Annotated in this window: 17 protein-coding genes; 14 read left to right on the top strand and 3 right to left on the bottom strand. The window is 73.9% G+C overall.

The genetic code is table 11. The features are described from left to right. Positions 1-205 precede the first annotated feature (205 nt). Positions 206-1456 (top strand): transglycosylase family protein, encoded by a 1251-nt coding sequence (locus TNCT1_RS22010; RefSeq protein WP_143634822.1) that lies wholly within the window; start codon positions 206-208, stop codon positions 1454-1456. Here the strand turns inward: TNCT1_RS22010 and TNCT1_RS22005 are convergent. Then, positions 1446-2642 carry a DMT family transporter gene (locus TNCT1_RS22005; RefSeq protein ID WP_143634820.1) on the bottom strand — a complete coding sequence of 399 codons (1197 nt, stop codon included), beginning with the start codon at positions 2640-2642 and terminating at the stop codon, positions 1446-1448. The genes TNCT1_RS22010 and TNCT1_RS22005 overlap by 11 nt on opposite strands. A gap of 231 nt (positions 2643-2873) precedes the next feature. Here TNCT1_RS22005 and TNCT1_RS22000 point away from each other — a divergent pair, with 231 nt between their 5' ends. The 7 genes from TNCT1_RS22000 (at position 2874) to TNCT1_RS21970 (ending at position 12522) form a co-directional block, all read left to right on the top strand. Next, positions 2874-3623 carry a (2Fe-2S)-binding protein gene (locus TNCT1_RS22000; RefSeq protein WP_143635111.1) on the top strand — a complete coding sequence of 250 codons (750 nt, stop codon included), beginning with the start codon at positions 2874-2876 and terminating at the stop codon, positions 3621-3623. Positions 3624-3664: 41 nt separating this feature from the next. Next, entirely contained in the window at positions 3665-4816 is a 1152-nt protein-coding gene (glgA, locus tag TNCT1_RS21995; protein ID WP_216856673.1) for a glycogen synthase, read from the top strand. 50 nt (positions 4817-4866) lie between these two features. Further along, entirely contained in the window at positions 4867-6087 is a 1221-nt protein-coding gene (gene glgC / locus TNCT1_RS21990; protein ID WP_143634816.1) for a glucose-1-phosphate adenylyltransferase, read from the top strand. A 124-nt stretch (positions 6088-6211) separates the two neighbouring features. Next, entirely contained in the window at positions 6212-8533 is a 2322-nt protein-coding gene (locus TNCT1_RS21985; protein ID WP_143634814.1) for a GH92 family glycosyl hydrolase, read from the top strand. Positions 8534-8690: 157 nt separating this feature from the next. Continuing rightward, a complete protein-coding gene (locus TNCT1_RS21980) occupies positions 8691-10034 on the top strand; it encodes a wax ester/triacylglycerol synthase family O-acyltransferase (RefSeq protein WP_143634812.1) in 1344 nt (447 codons plus the stop codon). Between the two features lie 409 nt (positions 10035-10443). Next, a complete protein-coding gene (locus tag TNCT1_RS21975; protein ID WP_143634810.1) occupies positions 10444-11973 on the top strand; it encodes an SDR family NAD(P)-dependent oxidoreductase in 1530 nt (509 codons plus the stop codon). 375 nt (positions 11974-12348) lie between these two features. Continuing rightward, a complete protein-coding gene (locus TNCT1_RS21970; RefSeq protein WP_143634809.1) occupies positions 12349-12522 on the top strand; it encodes a hypothetical protein in 174 nt (57 codons plus the stop codon). A 113-nt stretch (positions 12523-12635) separates the two neighbouring features. Here TNCT1_RS21970 and TNCT1_RS21965 read toward each other — a convergent pair whose 3' ends face one another. After that, entirely contained in the window at positions 12636-13997 is a 1362-nt protein-coding gene (locus tag TNCT1_RS21965; protein ID WP_143634807.1) for an amidase, read from the bottom strand. 225 nt (positions 13998-14222) lie between these two features. Here TNCT1_RS21965 and nadE point away from each other — a divergent pair, with 225 nt between their 5' ends. Beyond that, positions 14223-15059 (top strand): ammonia-dependent NAD(+) synthetase, encoded by an 837-nt coding sequence (nadE, locus tag TNCT1_RS21960; protein WP_143634805.1) that lies wholly within the window; start codon positions 14223-14225, stop codon positions 15057-15059. A 40-nt stretch (positions 15060-15099) separates the two neighbouring features. Here the strand turns inward: nadE and TNCT1_RS21955 are convergent, their stop codons facing one another. Continuing rightward, positions 15100-16176 (bottom strand): LacI family DNA-binding transcriptional regulator, encoded by a 1077-nt coding sequence (locus TNCT1_RS21955; RefSeq protein ID WP_143634803.1) that lies wholly within the window; start codon positions 16174-16176, stop codon positions 15100-15102. Between the two features lie 237 nt (positions 16177-16413). Here TNCT1_RS21955 and TNCT1_RS21950 point away from each other — a divergent pair, with 237 nt between their 5' ends. The 5 genes from TNCT1_RS21950 to TNCT1_RS21930 are packed head-to-tail and all read left to right on the top strand — an operon-like array spanning position 16414 to position 22882. Further along, entirely contained in the window at positions 16414-17703 is a 1290-nt protein-coding gene (locus tag TNCT1_RS21950; RefSeq protein WP_143634801.1) for an ABC transporter substrate-binding protein, read from the top strand. 5 nt (positions 17704-17708) lie between these two features. Next, a complete protein-coding gene (locus TNCT1_RS21945; protein ID WP_143634799.1) occupies positions 17709-18605 on the top strand; it encodes a carbohydrate ABC transporter permease in 897 nt (298 codons plus the stop codon). Beyond that, complete coding sequence (locus tag TNCT1_RS21940) at positions 18602-19525, top strand: carbohydrate ABC transporter permease (RefSeq protein ID WP_174266394.1); 924 nt, start codon at positions 18602-18604, stop codon at positions 19523-19525. Before TNCT1_RS21945 ends, TNCT1_RS21940 begins: the two co-directional genes overlap by 4 nt. 49 nt (positions 19526-19574) lie before the next feature. Next, positions 19575-20831 carry a glycosyl hydrolase gene (locus tag TNCT1_RS21935; RefSeq protein ID WP_143634797.1) on the top strand — a complete coding sequence of 419 codons (1257 nt, stop codon included), beginning with the start codon at positions 19575-19577 and terminating at the stop codon, positions 20829-20831. Next, positions 20828-22882, top strand: a complete 2055-nt coding sequence (locus tag TNCT1_RS21930; RefSeq protein ID WP_143634795.1) for an endo-beta-N-acetylglucosaminidase — start codon at positions 20828-20830, stop codon at positions 22880-22882. Before TNCT1_RS21935 ends, TNCT1_RS21930 begins: the two co-directional genes overlap by 4 nt. The last annotated feature ends 32 nt before the right edge of the window (positions 22883-22914 follow it).

Here is a 22914-nt window from a genome sequence, read left to right as displayed (position 1 = left end):
GCCGCCACGGCGAGCGCACATCCGACCCGCCACGCTTGTTTACGCACGGAACGCGCCGGTCGGCTCACCGCGGCCGCAGGTACCGCCAAGGAAGGTTCCTTACCGGCCACTTGCGCCGGACAGGAGGCCGATTTCCCGTCTTGTCATGGCCTGTTCGCGGCGCTTACTTTTGCCGCTCCTGACGCATGCCGAGGGGATTTCGGACATGGCCGTACGCGGCCGGCATCGCCGGTACCAGCCGAACAGGATCAACCGCGCCTCACTGACCGTCACGGCGGGCGGCGCCGGACTCGCGATCCCGCTGGTCGCCGCGGGCACCGCCGACGCGGCCGACGCCGCGACCTGGAACAAGGTCGCCGCCTGCGAGTCCAGCGGGAACTGGCACATCAACACCGGCAACGGCTACTACGGCGGGCTGCAGTTCACCCAGTCCACCTGGGAGGCCTACGGCGGCACCCGGTACGCGCCGCGCGCCGACCTCGCCGGCTCAGGCCAGCAGATGGCCGTCGCCGAACACGTCCTCGACGGCCAGGGGCCCGGGGCGTGGCCGGCGTGCTCGGTGCGGGCCGGGCTGAGCCGGGGCGGCGCCGCCCCGGACGTGCACACCGACGGCGCCGCGAGCCGGCCGGCGAGGACCGGTCCGAAGCGGGACATGCGGGACGTGAAGCCGCAGACGACCCCGCAGTCCCGGGCGGGCCGGGCCGAGATGTACACCGTGGTGCGGGGCGACACGCTGTCCGGCATCGCGGGCGAGCAGCACGTCCGGGGCGGCTGGCGGCAGCTCTACGAGGGCAACCGGGCCGTCATCGGCTCCGACCCCGACCTCATCCTGCCGGGCCAGCGGCTCGGCCTGGGCGCCACCGCGTCCCCGGCCTCCGACACCCGGCCGCACACCGGCACCGCGCCCAAGTCGAAGTCCCCGAAGAAGAAGGAGCCTTCGAGGAAGAGACCCGCGGAGAAGAAGCCCGCGGAGAGACCCGCGGAGAGGAAGGGCCACCCGGGCCGGTCCGGGCACGCGGAGCACAGGACGCATCCGGCGCCGTCCGGCGGACACGCGTTCACCGCCCCGGTGCACGCGGGCATCGGCACCGGCTACCACGTGGCCGGGTCGCACTGGTCGAAGGGCTACCACACGGGCATCGACTTCCTGGTGCCGACCGGTACCAGCGTCGAGGCGGCGGGGGCCGGGCAGGTGGTGTCCGCGGGCTGGGGCGGCTCCTACGGCTACCAGGTGGTGATCCGGCACGCGGGCGGGCACTACACCCAGTACGCCCACCTGTCGGCGATCTCCGTGCGGGCCGGGCAGAGCGTCGCCACGGGCCAGCGCATCGGCCGGTCCGGGTCCACCGGGAACGTCACGGGCCCGCATCTGCACTTCGAGGTGCGGACCGGGCCCGGCTTCGGCTCCGACGTCGACCCGATCGCCTTCCTCCGGGCCGCCGGCGTCAGGATCTGACCGGCGCCCGGTGGGCGTTCAGCACGGGCAGCGGGGCGTAGATGTTCGCGCACAGCGGGACGTACGGGATGTCGTCGCAGGCGGCGCCGAGGGCGTCGTCGGGCACCCGTACGTCGTCGGGCACCCGTACGTCCTCGGGCACCCGTACGTCCTCGGGCACCCGTACGTCCTCCGGCACGGCCGGCGTCAAGTCACCCTCGGGCGCGGCCGCGTGAGCGGAAGCCGCCGGAACCGGGTTCGCCCGGGCCGGGCCGGCCTGGGCCGGGCCCTCCGGGCCCGAGCGGACCGGTCCCTCGCGCGTCAGGCCCTCCTGCTGTGGGCCCGTCTCCGCCGGCCCGGCGCCGGCCGCGGCGGGCGTGCGCTCGAGCCGCTCGGTGGTCAGGAGGATCAGGCCGCCCGCGGTCACCGCCGCGCAGCCGAGGGCCAGCACGGTGCCCGTGCTGCCGTGCCGGAACGTCTCGCCGAACATCAGGATGCCGACCGCCGCCGCCAGCACCGGGTTGACCACGGTGGCCGTGGCCAGCGGGGCGGCGAGGCCACCGCCCCGGTAGGAGGCCTGGGAGAGCATGACGCCGGCCGTCGCGAACGCGCCGATCACCGCGAGGGAGGGCAGGTCGCCGAGGTCGATCCCGTGGCTCCAGTCGACCGCGACCGTCTTGGTGAACACCGACGACATGCCGAACGCCGTGCCCGAGGCGGTGGCGAGCAGCACGCTGCGCACGGCGGGGTGCCGGTGCACGGCCAGGCCCGCGCAGGTCAGCGCCGCCACCGCCCCGCCGGTGACCAGCGCGACGGCCACCCGCTCGGCCGAGCCGAGGGACTGCGCGCCGGCCGTACCGACCAGGGACAGCAGGCCCGCGAGGCCCACGGTGGCCATGACCGCGCCCCGCCAGGCGGCCGCCCCGGCCCTGCGGCCGACGAACAGCGCCGCCATGGGCAGGGCGAAGACGATGGTCAGCGCGCCCAGCGGCTGCACCAGGCTGAGCGGGCCGCAGGCCAGCGCCACGACGTGCAGCACGCCGCCGAGGCCGTTCAGCGCCAGCGCCGCCCACCAGCCGGCCCGGCGCAGCGGCATGTACGACCCGTCGGGGCACGACACCGCGACCTGCTCCTGCACGATGGCCCCGCCCGCGTAGGCGACGGCGGAGACGAACGACAGCAGCACGGACAGCGCGAGGGCGCTCATCTGCGGCTCCTTCGCGCGGGGCGGGCCCCCTGGGCCCGGCGCGGCGTACGGTCGGCGGTCATGGCGAACACTCTGCCCGCCCGGGCCCGTTCCCGTCGTCGTCCCTGAGCACGCACTGGGTCATACTGCCGATGGAGTACACCTGCGCCCCGGTCATCCCCAGGACGGGTGCGAGCGGGCGGCGGACCCCGGTTCCGCGGCGGTGTCCGGGGGTTGGTAGTAGTGCTGTCCGTGGACCTCGACGCCGAACTCGCCGCGCTCCGCCCGCTGGGCGGCTTCTTCGTGCTGCGCACCGCCGCGGCCCCGGCCGGGCCGGCGCCCGAAGGGCTCGCGACCCTCGCGGAGACGTACGCGGCCACGGCACCGGAGGCCCGGCCCGACGCGCTCGCGCTCCGGGTCGCGACCGTCGCCGGCCGGCTGCGCGCCCCTGAGCCGCGGGTTTCCGCCTCCATCAGCCAGCAGGGGCTCGCCGCCCGGCTGTGGTCGGTGGCGCTGGGCTGCGCCGCGCTGTACGGGCGGCTGCCCGGCCTCGACCCCCGGCTGCTGCGCTGGGACCCGGCCGCCGCCGCACCCGACGACCTGTGGCTGACCGAGGTGCGCCCGCTGCCCGGGGACGCCGCCACGCTCGCGGACACCGTGCTGCACGGCCATCTCGAACCCCTAGGGGCGGCCCTGAGGACCCGTTACGGGATCGCCGCCGGACTGCTGCGGGGCAACGCCGGCTCCGCGCTCGCCGGCGCGGCGCGGGAACTGGACCGCTGGGCCCGCGCCAACGGCCGTACCGACGTGGCGCGGCGGACCCGCGCCCTCACCGACGGCCTCTTCGCCCACCCGCTGCTGCGCGGCACCGGCACCCGCACGACGACGGCCTTCCGCCGCCGCAGCTGCTGCCTGTACTACCGGGTGCCCGGAGGCGGAGTCTGCGGCGACTGCTGCTTCACCCGGCCGCCGCGCTCTTCCCCGCGCGCCGCATCTGGGTGACCATGAAGGGCAACGTACGGACGAGACCTGGGGGTTGTCGGGTGCGAGTGGGACTGCTGACCCGGGAGTACCCCCCGGACGTGTACGGCGGCGCGGGCGTCCATGTGGAGTTCCTGGCCCGTGAACTGGCCGAGCTGGTGGACCTGGAGGTGCACTGCTGGGGCGAGGGGCGGGCGGCGGGAGTCGTGCGCCACCGCCCCTGGTCCGCGCTGGACGGCGCCAACGACGCGCTGCGCACCTTCTCCGTGGACCTCTCCGTCGCCGCCGCCCTGGAGGGCCGCGAACTCGTCCACTCCCACACCTGGTACGCCAACCTCGCCGGGCACCTCGCCAAGCTCCAGTACGGCGTCCCGCACGTGGTCACCGCCCACTCGCTGGAGCCCCTGCGCCCCTGGAAGGCCGAGCAGCTGGGCGGCGGGTACGCGCTGTCGAGCTGGGCCGAGCGCACCGCGGTCGAGGCCGCCGACGCGGTGATCGCCGTGTCCGGGGCGATGCGCGAGGACATCCTCGCCTGCTACCCGGCCCTCGACCCGGACCGCGTGCACGTCGTGCACAACGGCATCGACACCGCCCTGTACCGCCCGGACCACGGCATCGACGCCCTGCTCCGGCACGGCGTCGACCCCACCCGACCGTACGTGCTGTTCGTCGGCCGGATCACCCGGCAGAAGGGCGTGCCCCATCTGCTGCGCGCGGTGCGGGACATCGACCCCGGCACCCAGGTGGTGCTGTGCGCGGGCGCGCCCGACACCCCGGAGATCGACCGGGAGTTCCGCGACCTGTACGAGGAGCTGAGCCGGGTCCGGGCCGGCGTGCTCTGGATCCCGCAGATGCTGCCCCGCCCGGAGGTGATCCAGCTCCTCACCCGGGCCGCCGTGTTCGTCTGCCCCTCGGTGTACGAGCCGCTCGGCATCGTCAACCTGGAGGCGATGGCCTGCGGAACGCCCGTGGTGGCCTCCCGGGTCGGCGGCATCCCGGAGGTCGTGGACGACGGGCGCACCGGTCTGCTGGTCGACGTCGACGACGGCTTCGAGGCGAACCTCGCCCGGGCGCTGGACACCGTGCTCGGCGACCCGGCGGCCGCCGGCCGGATGGGGGAGGCCGGACGGCTGCGCGCGGTGGGCGAGTTCGGCTGGGACGCGGTGGCCCGGCGGACCGCCGGACTGTACGCGGAGATCCTCAAGCAGGCTTAGTCCGGCCCGCTCGGGGCATCCATGTGGAACCAGGGGTGAGGGGAGCCGTCATGCGTCGTGGTGGGCCTTCGGTACTCGGGATCGTGCTGGCGGGCGGGGAGGGCAAGCGCCTGATGCCGCTCACCGCCGACCGCGCCAAACCAGCGGTCACCTTCGGCGGCACCTACCGGCTCGTCGACTTCGTCCTGTCCAACCTCGTCAACGCCGACGTGCTGCGCATCTGCGTGCTGACCCAGTACAAGTCGCATTCGCTCGACCGGCACATCACCACCACCTGGCGGATGTCCAGCCTGCTGGGCAACTACGTCACGCCGGTCCCCGCCCAGCAGCGGCTCGGCCCGCGCTGGTACCTGGGCAGCGCCGACGCCATCCTGCAGTCGCTGAACCTCGTGTACGACGAACAGCCCGAGTACGTGGCCGTGTTCGGCGCCGACCACGTCTACCGGATGGACCCGCGGCAGATGCTCCGCCAGCACATCGAGGGCGGCGCGGGCGTGACGGTGGCCGGTATCCGGGTGCCGCGCTCGGAGTCCTCCTCCTTCGGGGTGATCACACCCGGCTCGGACGGCCGCACCGTGGAGCGCTTCCTGGAGAAGCCCGCCGACCCGCCCGGCCTCACCGACGCCCCCGAGTGCGTGTTCGCCTCGATGGGCAACTACGTCTTCACCACCAAGGCCCTCATCGAGGCGCTGCAGCGGGACGCGGACGACAGCCAGTCCGTGCACGACATGGGCGGCTCGATCCTGCCCCAGCTCACCGCCCGCGGCGAGGCGCAGCTCTACGACTTCAGCCAGAACCACGTCCCCGGCGAGACCACCCGCGACCAGGGCTACTGGCGGGACGTCGGCACGCTCGACGCCTACTACGAGGCGCACATGGACCTGATAGCCGAGCGCCCCGCCTTCAACCTGTACAACCGTCAGTGGCCCATCTACACGCACTCCTACCAGCTCTCCCCGGCGCGGTTCAACGCGGGCGGCATGGCGAGCGAGTCCATCATCAGCGCCGGCTGCCTGATCCGCGGCCAGGTCACCCGCTCCGTGCTGTCGCCGGGGGTGCGGGTCGATCCGGGCGCGGTCGTCCAGGGCTCGGTGCTCCACGACAACGTGCGCATCGGCCGGGGCGCGGTGGTGCGCGGCGCCGTGCTCGACAAGAACGTCGAGGTCCCGCCCGGCGCGACGATCGGCGTAAACCCCGAGCGGGACACCGAGCTGTACACCGTCTCCAAGGGCGGTGTGATCGCCCTGGGCAAGGGGCAGCGGGTCGACTGACCGGCGCCCCGCCGGAACGCGTCGCCGCGACGCGTTCAGCATCATCCTCCCGGAATGCCCGGGTTCGCCTCGTCCGCCCGCCACGATGCAGGCAGCGATGTCGAACCACCGGAGGTCATCCGACATGAGAGGGACCCGGCGCACACGGCTGTGCCTGGCCGGGGTGATGGCAGCGTCCACGCTGATCGCCACCCCCGCCGCACGGGCCGCCGAGCGGACCGACGGCCACCTCACCGACCTGGTCAACCCCTTCATCGGGAGCCAGGACGAGGGCAACACCTTCCCCGGCGCGGCCGTGCCCTTCGGCATGGTGCAGCTCTCCCCGGACACCGGGCACAACACCGGCTACGACTACACGCAGAACCGGATCCGCGGCTTCTCGCTGGTCCACCTGTCCGGCGTCGGCTGCCGGATCGGCGGCGACCTGCCCGTGCTGCCCACCACCGGCGACGTCACGCGGACGGACTACGCCCAGTACGCCGCGGGGTTCCGCCACGCGGACGAGCAGGCGGGCCCCGGCTACTACCGCGTCGGCCTCGACTCCGGCATCCGCGCCGAACTGACCGCGACCGCGCGCACCGGGGTGCAGCGCTACACCTTCCCGGCCACCGGCCGGGCCAACGTGCTGCTGAACGCCGCCCAGGCACTGCACCGGCCGGGCGGCAGCAAGGTCGAGATCCTCGACGACCGCACCGTGCGCACGGAGATCACCGGCCACGGCTTCTGCCGGGACACCGGCCCCTACACCGTCCACACGATCACCCGCTTCAGCCGCCCGTTCACCGCGTACGGCACCTGGGACGGAGCGAAGGTCACCGTGGGCGCCCGCACCGGCGGCGGCGGCGCCTTCGTCCGCTTCGACACGACCCGGGACCGTACCGTCGAGGCGACCACCGCACTGTCGTACGTGGACGCGGACGGCGCGGCCGCCAACCTGCGGGCCGAGGGCGGCCGGTCCTTCGACACCGTGCGGCGCCGGGCCCGCGAGGAGTGGGAGCGGCGGCTCGCCACCGTCCGCGTCCGAGGCGGCGCGCCGGCGCTGCGCCGCACCTTCTACTCCTCGCTGTACCGCTCGTTCCTCGCGCCCAACGCCGGCAGCGACGCCGACGGCCGCTACCTCGGCTGGGACCGCCGCGTCCACCGGGCGCGGGGCTACACGTACTACCAGAACTGGTCGCTGTGGGACACCTACCGCACCCAGGCCCAGCTCCTCGCCCTGCTCGCGCCCCGTGAGGCCCGCGACATGGCGCGGTCGGTGGTGCAGGTGGACGAGGACGGCGGCTGGCTGCCCAAGTGGGGCTACGGGCCGGTCGAGACGAACGTGATGAGCGGCGACCCGGTCACCCCGTTCCTGACCACCGCCTACCAGACAGGGCTGCTGAAGGGTTTCGAGGAGCGGGCCTACCGCGCGCTCAGGAAGAACGCCGACGGCGTGCCGCCCGCCGCCTATCCGGGCATCGGGCGTGAGGCCAACGCCGAGTACCTCGCGCACGGTTTCGCGCCCTACGTATGGAACCGCCCGCTCGCCAAGATGGGCGACTCCGACTACCACCACGGCGCCTCCGTCACCCTCGAGTACGCCCTCGCCGACGCCGTGCTCGCCCAGATGGCCCGCGGCCTCGGGCACCGCGCGGACGCCGCCCGCTACGCCGCCCGCGCGCAGAACTACCGGACCCTCTTCGACCCCGCGACCGGTTTCTTCCGCCCCCGCGACGCCGCCGGCGCCTTCACCGGCACGTCCGACCCGGCCCGCGCGCCCGGCTTCCACGAGGGCACCGCCTGGCAGTACCAGTGGCTGGTGCCGCACGACCTGCCCGGCGTGGTCCGCCTGATCGGCGGCGAGCGCGCGGCCAACGACCGCCTGGACAGCTTCTTCGCCTACGACCGGCTGCTGGCCGACCCCGCGCGCACCGCCCGCGAGGTGTGGGTGCACGGCGACGCGTACGCCTACTACAACGCCGACAAGTACAACCCGATGAACGAGCCCGACCTCACCGCGCCCTACGCGTACCTGTCGACCCGTCAGCCGTGGAAGACCACGGACGTGGTGCACGCGGCGCTGACCCTCTTCACCGACGGACCCACCGGCATGACCGGCAACGACGACCTGGGCACCATGTCCGCCTGGAACGTCCTGTCCTCCGTCGGGCTCTTCCCGATCCAGCCCGGCTACGACACCTGGGGCCTGTCCACCCCGGTGTTCGACCGGGTCGACCTCGCCCTGGACCGCCGCTTCTGGCCCGGCGGACGGCTCACCGTCACCGCCCCCGGCACCTCGGCCGCCGACCGGTACATCCAGGGCGTCCGCACGAACGGCGCCCCGCACGCGCGGACCTATCTGCGCACCGCCGCGCTGCGCTCCCTGCGCACGCTCGCGTTCACGGTCGGCCCGCGCCCGTCGGAGTGGGGTACGGCGCCCTCGGCCGCGCCCCCCGTACTGAAGTGACCACGGCCGACCTCGGCTGTCCCGCGCGTCCCGCCCCTTCCGGCGGTGCGGGACTTAATCCGCCGTTAACTGTCTGTAGCACGATCGTACTTGACCGTAATCGCCCCTTGGGGATTCACTTCTGGTTTGACCCCTTCGTCGACGTGCGAGGCAAGCCTTGACCTCCGACCCGCTCGCTCCCCTCGACCTCGCCTTCTGGAACATCGAGTCCGACCGGCACCCGATGCACCTGGGCGCGCTCGGCGTGTTCGGCGCGCACTCGCCCACCGCGGGCGCGCACGCGGCCGACCTGCTGGCCGCCCGCGCCGCCGCCGTGCCGGGCCTGCGCATGCGCATCCGGGACACCTGGCAGCCGCTGGCGTTCGGCGGCGCCACCCGTGAGCCCGCCCCCGACTTCGACCCGCTGGACCATGTACGCCTGCACGCGCCGACCGCCGACTTCCACGCGGTCGCGGGCCGGCTGATGGAACGGCCGCTGGAGCGCGACCGCCCGCCGTGGGAGGCGCACGTGCTGCCCGGCGAGGACGGCGTCTCCTTCGCCGTGCTGTTCAAGTTCCACCACGCCCTCGCCGACGGCCTGCGCGCGCTGAAGCTGGCCGCCGGCGTGCTCGACCCGGTGGACCTGCCCGAACGCCCACCGCGGGCCGTCGAGCCGCCGCGCGGCCCGCTCGCCGACGTCCTGTCCGACGTGCGCGCACTGCCCGGCCTGGTGCCCGGCCTGGTCCGGGGCGCGCTGTCCGACGTGGGCCGGGCCCTGGACATCGGCGCCTCGCTCGCCCGGTCCACCCTCGGCATGCGCCCCTCGTCCGCGCTGACCTCGGCGCCCAGCGGCACCCGCCGCACGGCCGGGGTCGTCCTCGACATCGACGACGTGCACCGGGTCCGCAAGAGCGCCGGGGGCACCGTGAACGACGTGCTCATCGCCGTCGTCGCCGGCGCGCTGCGCCGCTGGCTGGACGCGCGCGGCGAGCAGACCGAGGGAGTGGCGCCGCGTGCCCTCGTCCCGGTCTCCCGGCGCCGTCCGCGCACCGCGCACCCACAGGGCAACCGGCTCTCCGGGTACCTGATACGGCTTCCGGTGGACGACCCCGATCCGCTGCGCCGGCTCGACACCGTCCGTACCGCGATGGTCCGCAACAAGGACGCGGGGCCGAACCGGGGCGCCGGCGCGGTCGCGCTGCTCGCCGACCACGTGCCGGCCCTCGGCCACCGGCTCGTCGGGCCGCTGGTCGGCCAGGCCGCGCGGCTGTGGTTCGACATCCTGGTCACCAGCGTGCCGCTGCCCGGGTTCGGGCTGCGGCTGGGCGGTCACGACCTGACGGAGGTGTATCCGCTGGCCCCGCTCGCCCCCGGGCAGTCGCTGGCGGTCGCCATCTCGACGTACCGCGGGCACGTCCACTACGGACTCGTCGCCGATGCCCGGGCCGTCCCCGACCTGGACGTCTTCGCCCGCGCCGTCTCGGAGGAGGTGCGCGACCTGCTCGCGGTCTGCGAGCCCTGAGCCGGCGCCTCCGGCCGGGGCGCGGCCCGGCGCGGGGGCCGGCTGCGGGCGCCGCCCCTGTCGCGCGCCGGGCCCGTGGCCTTCCTCTCCGGGCGCGAGTGGCCCGCGGGGTCCCGCCCGCCGCGGCCCCGCCCCGGTCCGCCTGGCGGCCGGTGCCGGGGCCGCGCATCGAGGTCACCGGCGGATCAAGGCCGTCGGCGGGGCGGACGGACGAGGGTCGCGGCGGGGCGGGCGGATCAAGGCCGTCGGCGGGGCGGGTGTCGTCGCAGCTCAGTGAGTCGGAGCGGTGACGGGGCGTGGGGGCCGGCGGAGCCATTTGGTCCTACGGTGGGCCGCTCCGTAAAATTCCGGCTTCGAAAGCGGGCGCGAGTCGGAGCGCTGCGCGGATGAGCAGGGAAGCGGCAGCGCGATGACGGTGACAGAGGACGGTTCCGTGTCCATGGAGGCAGCCATGGCCGTCCCCACGGACGCATCCATGGACGAGATGGTCCACGGACCCGGTATCGACCCCGAGCGGCTGGCCGTCTGCCTGAGCGTGCTGGAGGAGCTGGACCGCATAGACGTCGACCACCCCGACGCGATCGCGGTGCGCCGTGCCACCTCGCACATCTACCGCACGGTCAAGCAGCGCCGCCGCCAGGAGCGCCGGGCCGCCAAGACCGCGCACGACCGCGCGGTCACGGAGGCCACTGCCACCGGCTCCGCCGAGCGCATCGACGACGAGACCGAGGGCATCCTGCCCTCCTCCAAGATCGACGAGGGCCGGGTCGCGGGGATCCTCCAGCGCCCGCGCTCCTGCTACGTCTGCAAGCAGCGCTACGTCGAGGTCGACTACTTCTACCACCAGCTCTGCCCGAAGTGCGCCGACGAGAACCGCGCCAAGCGGGACGCCCGCGCCGACCTCACCGGCAAGCGCGCCCTGCTCACCGGCGGCCGCGCCAAGATCGGCATGTACATCGCGCTGAGGCTGCTGCGGGACGGCGCGCACACGACCGTCACCACCCGCTTCCCCAAGGACGCCATCCGCCGGTTCAAGGCGATGGAGGACTCCGCGGACTGGCTGCACCGGCTGGAGGTCGTCGGCATCGACCTGCGCGACCCGGCGCAGGCCGTGGCCCTGGCCGAGCAGGTCGCCGAGGCGGGTCCGCTGGACATCCTGATCAACAACGCCACGCAGACCGTGCGCCGGCTGCCCTCCGCGTACGCCGCCCTGGTGGAGGGGGAGAGCGCGCCGCTGCCCGCCGGTGAACTGCCCTCCCACCACGTCATCGGCGCCTTCAACTCCGGCGCCGTCGACGGCATAGCCGCGCTGCCCGTCGGCACCAGCGGCCTGGACGCGCAGAAGGTCGCCGACCTCGCCCTCGTCGCGGGCAACGCCAGCGTCGCCCGCCACCTGGACGGCACCGCCATCGACGCGGGCGGCCTCGTCCCCGACGTGGTCGACAGCAACACCTGGGTGCAGACCATCGAGCAGATCTCCCCGGTGGAGCTGCTGGAGACCCAGCTCTGCAACTACACGGCGCCGTTCATCCTCATCAGCAAGCTGCGCCCGGCGATGGCGGAGGCGGCCCGGCGGGCCGGCCGCGGCCGCGCCTACGTCGTCAACGTCTCCGCGATGGAGGGCGTCTTCAGCCGCGGCTACAAGGGCGCCGGGCACCCGAACACCAACGCCGCCAAGGCGGCCATGAACATGGTGACGCGGACCAGCGCCCAGGAGATGTTCGACACGGACGGCATCCTGATGACCGCCGTCGACACCGGCTGGATCACCGACGAGCGGCCGCACTACGACAAGCTGCGGCTGGCCGAGGCGGGCTTCCACGCGCCCCTGGACCTGGTCGACGGCGCCGCCCGGGTGTACGACCCGATCGTGCGCGGCGAGGCGGGCGAGGACCTGTACGGCGTCTTCATGAAGGACTACGCGCCCGGCAAGTGGTGAGCCGGCCCGCACCCCGGCAGACGAAGAGCCCACTCGACCCGAAGGCGTGTTCGCCCGATGGGCCGAGTGGGTGATTCATTTGGACCATCGGGTGATGCGATTTGTGGCGAACGGCCGCATTCTGAGATGCATTGGGGGGTCGGGCGACTCACGATAGTTACACCTTGTTTGCACTCCCTATCGAGCGGCGGCCCGCTCATTTGGTTAATCTGGAGTCCGCGGACAGCAGTACAGGGTTCCACCCACACCCACCGTCCGTACCGGCGCCACCGCGTCCGAACTGGCCTTCCATCCAGACCCGAGCGGGCACGAGCGCCGGAGAGCGCAGCTGTGCGGTATGCCCCGAGGGTGAGCCCGACACATAAGGAGTGCGCGGTGACACCGGAGACGACGAACCTCGACGAACGCCCCAAGGAACGCGGCGAGCGCGCCGGACGGCGGCACGGCGAACTCGGCAGCCTCGACGTGTGGGCCCGGTCCGCCCCCATCCGCCTCGCGGGTTACGAGGACGATCTCGCCGAACCCCACATCCTGCCCAGCGTGGACTGACCGCCGGGCCGGACCACCCGGACCACCGGGTCCGCCGTGGGCCTGGGCGTGACGAGGTCACGCCCATGCCGGGTTCCGCGGGCCGGATGCCTACAGCACCCCGAACGGCCAGGTCAGGCTGTGTACGCCGGGTCCGTCAGGGGCGCCGTCCGGATCCACGGACGCAGGCTCTCCAGCTCCTCCGCCAGCGCCAGCAGGTCCGCCTCCCGCCCCGGCCGCGCCACCAGCTGCACGGCGCACGGGGCGCCGGACGGCAGCGTGCCGACGGGGACGGACATCGCCGGCCAGCCGGTCAGGTTCCACGGCGGGGTGAACGGCGAGTAGGCGGTGTTCGCCACGACGTTGCGCAGCCAGCCGCGCTCGTGCCAGGCGGCGGCCCGCGGCGAGCGGCGCGCGAGTGCCGGAGTCAGCAGCACGTCGTGCTCGGTGAGGAACGGGGTCAGCCGGGCGCGCAGGCGTTCGCGCTGGTCCCCGGTGCGCACCGACCCGACGAAGCGGCGGCCCACGGCTGCGTGCACCCGGGTCCGCCGGGCCAGCAGCGCCGGGTCGAGGCCCTCAGCGTCCACCGCCGTACCCGCCGTCCAGTGCCGCAGCGAGGTCACGGAGAGGGAGAGCGGATAGGGCGGCTCCGCGCGCCGGACCCGGTGTCCCGCCCCGGCCAGCGCCCCGGCCGCCTCCCGGACCGCGGCCGCGTACGGCCTGCTCACACTCACCCCGGCGAGCGGGCTGCGCAGGCCCACGGCGATCCTGAGCGGCGTCCGCCGCGCGGGCTCGGGGAACCCGGCGTCCGCGAGGACCGACAGCATCAGCCGCAGATCCGCGACCGTGGTGGCCAGCGGGCCGTTCTCCGACATGCCGAACCAGTCGCCGTTGCCGATCCCGGCCGGGACCACGCCGTGCCCGGGCTTCAGCGTGACCAGCCCGCAGTTGGCCGCCGGGATGCGCAGCGAGCCCATGCCGTCGTTGCCGAGCGCCAGCGGCACCAGGCCCGCGGCCACCGCGGCCGCGCTGCCGCCGGAGGAGCCGCCCGCCGTGCGGGTGAGGTCCCAGGGGTTGCGGGCGGTGCCGTGGACGCCCTCCGTGGTGCCGAAGACGCACAGCTCGGGCACGTTCGTCAGACCCACCACCACGGCCCCGGCCGCCCGCAGCCGGGCCACCGTCACATGGTCCTCGGCGGCCGGCTCGTCCGGCGTCGCGGCGGACCCGTCGCGGTGCGACTCGCCGCGCACCGCGAGGTTGTCCTTGACCGCGACCGGCACGCCGGCGAGCGGCAGCCCGGCCAGACCGGCCCGCGCCGCCACCTCGTCCGCCTCCGCCAGCGCCGCCTCGGCCCGCACGGTACGGAAGGCCCCGATCCGGGCGTCCAGCCGCTCGATCCGCGCGAGGTGCTCCGCCACCACCTGCCGCGGCGTGACGTCCTTGGCCTGAACGGCCGCGGCGATCTCGACGGCGGTCCGGCCGACCCAGCTTGTCACGGGCACTCCCTGGTTACTCGTCGGTATGAATCAAGCGCGCAGGGAGAACTGTGCACGGTCGGGCGCGGCACGTCGAGAGCCGCGGCCGGTGCGGGCGCTTCGAACCACGGTCGTTAAGCGGTCCCGGTTCGGGAACCCGGAGGCGGAACCGGTCACCGGCACCCCGCCGCGGACCGGCGTCCATGTGTCCCGACCCGTGCCACGAACCCCGAGCGAGGAGCGTCCATGACCGATCCGGCCGCCACTTCCTTCTCCCTGCAGCGCGCGATCGCCGGCGAACTGCGGGTGAGCGAATCCTTCGACGTGCGGCAGGAGACCGAGCGCCGGGTGGCCTTCCTGGCCGACCGGCTGACCGCCACCGGTCTGTGCTCGCTGGTGCTGGGCATCAGCGGCGGCGTGGACTCGACGGCGGCGGGGCGGCTGTGCCAGCTTGCCGTCGAGCGGGCCCGCGCGGGAGGCCGGGAGGCGACGTTCTACGCGATGCGGCTGCCCTACGGCACCCAGGCCGACGAGCACGACGCGCAGGCGGCGCTGGACTTCATCCAGCCCGACAAGGTCCTCACCGTCGACGTGAAGCCCGCCTGCGACGCGGCGCTGGAAGCGCTGCTGGACGGCGGCGCCGTCTTCCGCGACCCCCACCACCGGGACTTCGTGCACGGCAACATCAAGGCCCGGCAGCGCATGATCGCCCAGTACGCGGTGGCGGGCGCGCACGCCGGCCTGGTCGTGGGCACCGACCAGGCGGCCGAGGCGGTCTCCGGCTTCTTCACCAAGTTCGGCGACGGCGCGGCCGACGTGGTGCCGCTCACCGGCCTGACCAAGCGGCGGGTACGGGCCCTCGCCCGGGAGATGGGCGCACCCGCCGGGCTGGTCGGCAAGGTCCCGACCGCCGACCTGGAGAGCCTCAACCCGGGTGTCCCCGACGAGGAGGCGCTCGGCGTCACCTACGACGACATCGACGACTTCCTGGAGGGCAGGCCGGTCGACGAGGCCGCCTTCGTCGCCATCGTCCGCCGCTACCGCGACACGGAGCACAAGCGGCAGCCGCCGATCGCCCCCTGAGCGGGACCCGCCGATCGCCCCCTGAGCGGGACCCGCCGGCTCAGGTCGCCCGCGGGGACGGCGGGTCCGGGCGGGCGGCGGACGCGGCCCCGGTGCTGCCGCGCGAGGTGAGGCGCGGCACCGGCACGCCCACCGCCCGCGCCGGCTCCCCGTCCAGCAGGGCCATCAGCTCCCGCGCCGCGGTCCGGCCGAACTCGGCGCTGTCGCGGGACAGGGCGGACAGCCGCGGCGTGACCATCCGGCACAGCGCCGAGTCCTCCCAGGACACGACCGACACGTCCCGCGGCACGCGGAAGCCCAGCTCGGCCGCGGCGGCCAGACCCGCCACGGCCATCACGTCGTTGTCGTAGATCAGCGCGGTCGGCGGCGGTGACCCGCCGAGCACCCGGCGGGTCACCGCCGCGCCCTCCGCGTCGGAGTAGTCGGTGGTCACCGAGCTGACCCCGGTGAGGCCGCGCCGCCGCGCCTCGGCGCGCAGCGTGGCGATCCGGCGCTGGGTGTGCGCCAGGCCGGGCAGCCCCGCGATGTGCAGGATCCGGCGGTGCCCCAGCGCGACCAGTTCGTCCACCACCGAGGCCATCGCGCCGGCGTCGTCCGCCCAGACCGTGGACAGGCCGGGATGCCGTACGTCGGGCGCGCCGCCGATGACCACGGCAGGCAGGCCGAGTTCGTCCAGGAGATCGGGCCGCGGGTCCTCGGCCCGCGGGTCGGCCACCAGGACGCCGTCCACCCGGTGCTCCGCCCACCAGCGCCGGTACACCGCGCACTCGTCGGTCACGTCCCGGGCCACCTGGAAGAGCAGGCCCAGATGACGCTCGGCCAGCACCTCCTGGATGCCGGAGACGAGGTGCAGGAAGAACGAGTCGACACCGAGCGTGTCCGCGGGTCTGGCCAGGACGAAGCCGACCGTGGCCGCGCCCTCGCCGGAGAGGGCGCGGGCCGCCGTGCTCGGCCGCCAGCCGAGCTGCTCGGCGACCCGGTGGACCCGGGCGCGGGTGGTCTCCGAGACGCCGGGGCGGCCGTTGAGCGCGAACGAGACGGCGCTCTCCGACACTCCGGCACGGCGCGCGATGTCCTTCATCGTCGGCCGGCGCGCGGGTGATCGCTTCTCCGGCAACGCTGCGCCCCTTCCCTCGACGGCCCGCTCCCGGCCAACTGCTAATGCGCTTGAGTCCACTTACCCTAAAGCGCATTAGCGGAAGACGGCAATAGGCAGCAAGTGCCGCTCTGAACAGGGGTTTTGAGTCACTAATGACTTTAGCGGGGTCGAATCCATTGACGTTGCCCGCAAACGCTGGGCACAGTCTGGCCCGGCACCTGATGCCGCATCCCCCCGCAAAGGAGCCCAGCCACCGTGCGCATCTCCCGCAGAACCTTCGCAGCCGCCGCCGTCGCCCTCCTCCTGCCGCTGAGCGCCTGCGGCTCCGGCGGGGACGAGGCCGGACCGACCGACGCCTCGGGCAAGGTGGAGGGCGACATCACCTTCCAGACCTGGAACCTGCGCGCCAACTTCAAGCAGTACTTCGAGGGCCTGATCGCGGACTTCGAGAAGGCGCACCCCGGCACCCACGTGAAGTGGGTCGACCAGCCCGCCGAGGGCTACGCCGACAAGATCAGCGCCGACGCCGCCGGCGGCACCCTGCCCGACGTGGTCAACGTCTCCCCGGACCTCGTCGCCCCGCTCGCCAAGGCCGGCCTCGCCCTGGATCTCGACAAGTCCGCGGGCCGGTACCGGTCCGAGTACCTGCCCGGAGCCTGGGCGGGCCACCGGGTGCCGGGCCTCAGCGGCACCTACGCCTTCCCCTGGTACCTCAACACCGGGCCGCTGTTCTACAACAAGGCCCTGTTCCGCAAGGCCGGACTCGACCCCAGCGCACCGCCGAAGACGTACGACGACCTCTTCGCCGACGCCCTGCGGATCGCGCGCACGACCGGCGGCAAGGTCGCCACGCTCGCCAACGTGCCCGCCATCGAGGACTTCGGCCGGTACGGCGTGCCCCTGATGAACAAGGAGGGGACCGGCTTCGCCTTCGACGACGCCAAGGGAGTGCAACTCCTCACCGAGTACAAGCGGTTGTACGACGCCAAGGCGCTCGACCCGCAGGCCCTCACCGCCACCCCGGAGTCCGCGGGCCGCAAGTTCCTCACCCAGGCCGTCGCCATGAACCCCGGCAGCGCCCTGGACCTCGGCAACTTCAAGAAGCAGGCGCCCGGTCTCTACCACGACATCGGGATCACCGACCAGATCACCAGCACCGGGCACGTCAACATGTACGTGATGGGCGTGATGGTCAACTCCCGCACGAAGCACACCCCGGCCGCGGTGGCCTTCGCGCACTTCGTCACCGACGCCCGCAACCAGATGGCCTTCGCCAAGAAGGTCGCCATCTTCCCGAGCACCGCGCGATCCCTGGACGACCCGTACTTCACCAAGGAGGACGGGACCGACGAGACACGGGTGCGCGTCGCCGCCGCCAAGTCGCTGAAGAACGCCGTCAACTACACGCCGGTGCTGTTCAGCGAGCAGATGAAGACCGCCCTGCGCAACGAGGTCGCCAAGGCGCTGCAGGGCAAGGAGAGCCCCGCCACCGCTCTCGACAACGCCGTCAAGGCATGCGACCGGCTCCTGAAGCAGCAGGGCTGAGCGGCATGGCCACGCCTTCCACCACCTCCCGCATACGGCGGCAACTTCCCACCAGCCCCTGGCTGTTCGCCGCACCGGGACTGCTCGTCGCCGGAGCCTTCGTGCTCTACCCGTTCGTGTCGACCGTCGTGAACTCCTTCACCGACCGCCGCACCCTGGTCCCGGGGCGCTTCGTGGGCCTCGCCAACTTCCGCGAGCTGCTCCACGACGACATGTTCTGGACCGGCCTGCGCAACAGCGCCCTGTACGTCCTCGGCGTCGTGCCCGCCCTGGTGGTCCTGCCGCTGCTGCTCGCGCTGCTGGTGCGGCGCGACATCCCCGGCATCGCCTTCTTCCGGTCCGCCTTCTACACCCCGGTGGTCGCCTCCATCGTGGTCGTCGGGCTGATCTGGGTGTGGCTGCTGGACGAACGCGGCCTGGTCAACTCGCTGCTGGAGACGGTGGGCGTCGGGCGGGTCGGTTTCCTCAGCGACCAGTGGCTGCTCCTGCTGAGCGCCATGGCGGTGACGGTGTGGAAGGGCCTCGGCTACTACATGATCATCTATCTGGCGGCCCTCGCCGGCGTCCCGCGCGAACTGCACGAGGCGGCCGCCGTCGACGGCGCGGGACCGGTCCGCCGCTTCCTCACCGTCACGGTGCCCGCCGTGCGGTCCACCATGGTGCTGGTCGCCGCGCTCTCCTCGGTCGCCGCGTTCAAGGTGTTCTCCGAGGTGTACCTGATGGCCGGCCCCACCGGCGGGCCGGCCGGCGAGGACACCACCCTCGTCATGCTCGTCCAGCGCACCGGCACCGGCCTGACCGGCCGGGTCGGCTACGCCTCCGCCCTCTCCGTCGTCGTGTTCGCCGTCACCGTCGCACTGATGCTGCTCGTGCTGCGCGCCGACCGGAGGGAGGAGACGTGAGCGTCCTGGAGAAGACCGCCCACACCCGGCGCCCGGCTCGCCCGGCCCGGCCGCACGTCACCCGGGCACCCCGGATCACCGACGAGCGCGGCCGCCGGATCCGGCCCGCCGAGCTGGTCCTGCGCTACGTGCTGCTGCTCGCCGTCCTCGCCCTCACCGCCGGCCCCTTCCTGTGGCAGCTCTCCACGTCCCTCAAGGGCCCCACCGAGGACATCTTCAGCTCCCCGCCGAAGTTCCTGCCCGGCCACCCCACCCTGCACAACTACACGCGGGTCGCCCGGACCATCCCCGTCTGGGACTACGCCCTCAACTCGCTGCGGGTCGCCGCCGCCAGTGTCGTCACCAACTGCGCCGGTTCGGCGCTCGCCGGGTACGCCCTGGCCCGCCTGCGCTACCGCGGCCGGAAAGCGGCGGCGCTGGTCTTCGTGCTGGCGATGCTCGTGCCCGTGGAGGGCATCATCATCGCCCAGTTCACCACCATGCGGGAACTCGGCCTGAACAACACGCTCATCGGCGTCGTACTGCCCGGATCGGTCGCGGCGATGAACGTGCTGCTGATGCGCAACGCCTTCCGCAACCTGCCGTACGAGATCGAGGAGGCCGCCTACGTCGACGGCGCCAACGCCTGGCAGCGGTTCCGGCGCATCGCGCTGCCCGCGGTGAAGGGCACCCTCGCCGTCGTCGCGATCTTCGCCTTCATGGGCGCGTGGGACGACTTCCTGTGGCCGCTCGTCGTGCTCAGCGACCCCGACAAGTTCACCCTGACCATCGGCCTCAACTACCTGCACGGCACCTTCGCCAACGACGAACGGCTGGTCGCGGCCGGCACCGTCATCGCCGTGGCCCCGCTCATCGCCCTCTTCGCCTGCCTGCAGCGGTACTTCTTCCGCGGGGTCGGCGAGGGCGCCGTCAAGGGCTGACCGCACCGCCGGAGAACCGCCCCCCCGCACTCCACCGCAAGGACACCGCATGCCCCCTGCCGTGCGCTTCGGCGTCAACTACACCCCGAGCGAAGGGTGGTTCCACCACTGGCTCGACTTCGACCTGGACGCCGTGCGCGCCGACCTGGACGCGATCGCGGACCTGGGCCTCGACCACATCCGCGTCTTCCCGCTGTGGCCCTACTTCCAGCCCAACCGCACCCTGATCCGCCCACGCGCCGTGGCACAGCTGGTGGCGCTCGCCGACGCGGCCGCCGAGCGCGGCCTGGACGTCAACGTGGACGGCCTGCAGGGCCACCTGAGCAGCTTCGACTTCCTGCCCGCCTGGACCCGGACCTGGCACCGGCGCAACCTCTTCACCGACCCGGACGTGGTCGACGGCCAGAGCGCCTACCTGCGCACCCTCGCCGCCGCCCTCGCCGACCGGCCCAACTTCATCGGCATGACCATCGGCAACGAGGTCAACCAGTTCGCCGCCGGACCCCACCCCGACCCCGACCGGATCACGCAGGAGGAGGCCGGACGGTGGCTGGGCGCGCTGCTCGCGGCCTGCGCCGAAGGCGCCCCGGACGGGCTCCACCTGCACGCCTCCTACGACGCCGCCTGGTACCAGGACGACCAGCCGTTCACGCCCGCGCACTCGGCCCGGCTCGGCGGCGTCACCGCCGTCCACTCCTGGGTGTTCAACGGCACCGCCCAGCGCCACGGCCGCACCTCCGTGCCGGCCGAGCACCACGCCGCCTACCTGGTCGAGCTGAGCAAGGCGTGGGCCGAGCAGCCGCACCGGCCGGTCTGGCTGCAGGAGGTCGGGGCGCCCGCGCCCCTGGTGCCCGCCGAGCACGCGGCCGCCTTCGCCGAGGCCACCGTGGCCGGCGCCCTGGACTGCCCGGACCTGTGGGGCATCACCTGGTGGTGCTCGTACGACGTCTCCCGCGACCTCGCCGACTTCCCCGAACTCGAATACGGACTCGGCCTGTTCACCAACGACCGCAAGCCCAAGGACATCGCCCGCGCCCTGGCCGAGGCGGCCCGCCGGCCCCGCACCGAGCCGGCGGCGCGCACCACGGCCCTCGCCGTACCCGCCGACCCGGGCCGCCGCTCCGCCTGCGCACCCGGCGGGCCCGTCTTCGACGCCTTCTTCCGGCTCGTCGCCGACGGGGCCCGCCCCACCACCGTTCTCGACACCCGAGCCGACGACGCCGCACACCTCGCCGCGCGCGGCATCACCGAAGTCGTCACCCCCGACCAGGTACTCCCCACCCCACAAGGAGGCCCTCGCCCGTGAACCCCACCAGACGCACCGTCCTGGTCGCCGGTACCGGCGCCGCCGCGGCCCTGCTCCCGGCCACCCCCGCCCCGGCCGCCCCGGGCACCGGGACCGCCGCCGCGCCGTACGCCTCCTACTGGTACCCGGACTCCCTGCCCGCCGGCAGCCCCGGCACCGGCGTCACCTGGCGCAGCCTCAAGGCCTGGCGTGCCGAGGACGACCCCGACCTCTCCTTCAACGCGGCCTCCGTACCGCTCGCCGCCCGCTTCACACCGACCCCGGCCAACACCACCGCCCGCTCCGGGCAGGCCCGCCTCCAGGCCCTGGTCTCCTTCGGGCCCACCTCCGCCAACCCCTCCCAGGGCTCGGCCACCGCGGACTACTACGCCCTCACCCACTGGGCCTACCTGGACGAGCTGGTGTTCTGGGGCGGCTCGGCGGGGGAGGGGCTGATCCTCGCGCCGAACGCGCCGATCGTGGACGCCGCCCACCGGCACGGCGTGCCCGTCCTCGGCAACGTCTTCCTGCCGCCCACCGCCTACGGCGGGCAGCTGCGCTGGACCCGCGACCTGGTGCAGAAGGACGTCTCGGGGCATCACCCGCTCGCCGCGCGACTGGTGGAGGTGGCGGCCGCGTACGGCTTCGACGGCTGGTTCCTGAACGCCGAGACGGGTGGCGGCGACACCGCCCTGGGCGCCGCGGTGCTGGACTTCGTGACCGAGCTGAAGGCGCTCGCGGCGGCGCAGGGGCAGCGGGTGACCTGGTACGACGCCATGACGGTGGACGGGACGGTGAGCTGGCAGGGAGCGCTGAACGACCGGAACGAGGCCTTCTTCCGGACCGCCGACGACATGTTCGTCGATTTCCGGTGGAGCGCGGGCGGCCTGGCCGCCTCCGCAGACCGGGCCCGGCGGCTCGGGCGCGACCCCTACGAACTGTGGGCCGGCGTCGACGTCGAGTCCGGCGGGCCGGACTCGCGGGTCGACTGGGACGCCGTCGTGCCGGCCACGAAGGCGCACACCACCTCGATCGGCCTCTACCGGCCCGAGTGGACCCGCAACCACCTGCCCGCCGACCGGCGGGCCCCCGGGGACTTCCACGCGGCCGACGACCGGTTCTGGACCGGACGGTCACTGGACCCCGCACGGCCGGACCCCGCCGACCCCTGGCGGGCCCCGGCGGTCTCGGTGGCGGACCGGTCGACGGTGACCTCGGTGCCGTTCGCGAGCGTGTTCAACACCGGGCACGGGCTGCGCTGGTACGAGGAGGGCGCCGTCACCTCGGACGCGCCCTGGAACCACCTCGGCCTGCAGGACCGGCTGCCGTCGCGGCGCTGGACGGTGCGGACCCGGGGGCCGCGGCCGGACGTCTCCCTCGACTTCGCCGACGCCTGGCGCGGCGGCAGCAGCGTGCTGGTGGCGGGCGGACTCGACGAGCCCGCGGTGCTGGACCTGTACGCCACCCGGCTGCCGGTCACCGCGGGCACGGTCGTCGAGCTGACGCACCGGACCGACGCCGGACAGGTGAACGTCGAGCTGGCCGTCGCCACGGCGGAACCGGCCGGACCCGGTGCGCCCCCGCCGTACACCTGCCTGCCCGCGCAGCGGACCGTCCCGGCCGGCCGGGGCCGGGGCGCCGAAGCGGCCGGCGCCTGGCGGACGTCGACCGTGCGGCTCACCGGCCTGTCCGGCAGGGTCGTCCACGCTCTCGGAGTGCGCCTGACCGCGCCCGGCGGCGGCCCCGTGCGCTGGCGGCTCGGCCACCTCGCCGTCCGCGACGCCGCCCCGGCCCCGGCCGCCCCCGCCGGCCTGCGGATCACCGCCGCCGCCGGGGGCGACTTCAGATTCGCCTGGAACGCCGGGTCGCAGCGGGTCCCGGTCCGCCACTACGAGCTGCACCGGGTCCTGCCCGGCGGGACCCGCCGCTTCCTCGGCGGCACCTGCCAGCGCGCCCACTTCGTCACCGGCCTGCTTCCCGCGCCGGGAGAGCGGGCCGCACGATTCGAACTGCGGGCGGTGGGGGAGCTGTACAACGCCTCGGCCCCCGTCACCGTCACCCACTCCTGGTAACCCGCCCGCGGCCCCCGGCCCGGAACCCAGCA

The sequence above is a fragment of the Streptomyces sp. 1-11 genome (genome assembly GCF_007176755.1).
Taxonomy (GTDB): domain Bacteria; phylum Actinomycetota; class Actinomycetes; order Streptomycetales; family Streptomycetaceae; genus Streptomyces.
This window is presented reverse-complemented; position numbering and strand designations above follow the sequence as displayed.

Excerpts from the sequence above, each read along its gene's own strand:
- TNCT1_RS22010 (WP_143634822.1), top strand. The coding sequence starts at position 206 with ATGGCCGTACGCGGCCGGCATCGCCGGTACCAGCCGAACAGGATCAAC.
- TNCT1_RS21975 (WP_143634810.1), top strand. The coding sequence starts at position 10,444 with ATGACGGTGACAGAGGACGGTTCCGTGTCCATGGAGGCAGCCATGGCC.
- glgC (WP_143634816.1), top strand. The coding sequence starts at position 4,867 with ATGCGTCGTGGTGGGCCTTCGGTACTCGGGATCGTGCTGGCGGGCGGG.
- TNCT1_RS22005 (WP_143634820.1), bottom strand. The coding sequence starts at position 2,642 with ATGAGCGCCCTCGCGCTGTCCGTGCTGCTGTCGTTCGTCTCCGCCGTC.
- TNCT1_RS21985 (WP_143634814.1), top strand. The coding sequence starts at position 6,212 with ATGAGAGGGACCCGGCGCACACGGCTGTGCCTGGCCGGGGTGATGGCA.
- nadE (WP_143634805.1), top strand. The coding sequence starts at position 14,223 with ATGACCGATCCGGCCGCCACTTCCTTCTCCCTGCAGCGCGCGATCGCC.
- TNCT1_RS21945 (WP_143634799.1), top strand. The coding sequence starts at position 17,709 with ATGGCCACGCCTTCCACCACCTCCCGCATACGGCGGCAACTTCCCACC.
- TNCT1_RS21935 (WP_143634797.1), top strand. The coding sequence starts at position 19,575 with ATGCCCCCTGCCGTGCGCTTCGGCGTCAACTACACCCCGAGCGAAGGG.